Consider the following 344-nt stretch of genomic DNA (forward strand, 5'->3'; position numbering starts at 1 on the left):
CCGACCCGGCCCAGACCTTCTGGGTCGACTCCGGGCACCTTACGCTGGTGCACCTGTCGGCCGTCCACGTAGAAGGTATAGGTCGAGCCCTTCCTGGTCACCTTGAGCGTGTGGAAGTCATCGGGGTCGAAGCCGAACGGCCATGGGATGCGCTCCCAGCTGAACACACCCTTCTCCATCACCAGGACGGTGAGCTGGCCGCCTGCGGTGAGCGGTTCGACGTAGTAGCCGATGTCGTTACCCGGCTCCGTGTTGGAGAACAGCAAGCCGTACTTCGGGGTCTTGTCCCGGCGGCCGTAGTCGAGCAAGCGCGCGCGGACCGAGAGCGTGAAGCTGGTGCTCAT

1 protein-coding gene is annotated in these 344 nt (G+C 64.2%); it reads right to left on the reverse strand.

Annotated elements, in window-relative coordinates; translation table 11 throughout:
* Nucleotides 1–344 (reverse strand): hypothetical protein (locus V5E28_RS49275; protein WP_336217225.1); only part of this gene is annotated, 344 nt, incomplete at both ends.

It is taken from the genome of Nonomuraea sp. LPB2021202275-12-8, from assembly GCF_037044575.1.
Lineage (GTDB): Bacteria > Actinomycetota > Actinomycetes > Streptosporangiales > Streptosporangiaceae > Nonomuraea.